At 55.1% G+C, this 606-nt stretch carries 1 protein-coding gene; it reads right to left on the bottom strand.

The window, feature by feature from the left end; genetic code table 11:
- Positions 1 to 606 (bottom strand): VaFE repeat-containing surface-anchored protein (locus B5E53_RS19430; protein WP_162611989.1); only part of this gene is annotated, 606 nt, incomplete at both ends.

Genomic DNA, 606 nt, shown 5'->3' with positions numbered 1-606 from the left:
CAGGATCTCCTGATCCCCGTCCTCCCCGTCTGTGGCAGAGGTGCCGATCTGCGGGAAGTAGATACTTTGCGGATCGGAAGAAATGTCCCTGTGGGACGCAACCACCTGATCTTTATAAAGGATCTCCTCGAAGACCACCAGGGTTTTTCCGGCCAGTGCCTCTGCATTAAAGGTAAAGGTCAGCTCGGTGGTTCCGGAAGTCTCCTCCGGGGTAAATTCTGCTTCAGCCGTCACGGGCTTCTCATCGATCAGCAGCTCTTCGCCGGTTTCCTGATCCATCAGCGTGCCGCGGATCGTGAAGGTTTCCCCAGCAATAAGGTTTGTATATTCCGCCACATCCGTAATGGATGCTTCCGCCTTTGCAAGCCCGGTCTGGTTTCCAAGCTCCGGATTTGCAGCGGTGGTGCTCACAGAAGGAAGAACCAGCGTCTGCTCCGGTGAATCGAGATCCTGGTGGGAGGCGATTTCTTCCTCCCCATAATACAGGGATTCAAAGACAACCAGTGTCTTGCCTGCCGCTTCCGTGGCGTTGAAAGTGAACTCCACATCCACGGTCCCTTCCGTGCTTTCCGGTGTAAAGGTCAGCTCAGAAGTCACGGTTTCCCC

It is taken from the genome of Eubacterium sp. An11 (genome assembly GCF_002161065.1).
GTDB classification, from domain to species: domain Bacteria; phylum Bacillota; class Clostridia; order Lachnospirales; family Lachnospiraceae; genus Anaerobutyricum; species Anaerobutyricum faecale.
Note: the sequence above shows the minus strand (reverse complement) of the source record. Positions and strands in the feature narration are given on the sequence as shown.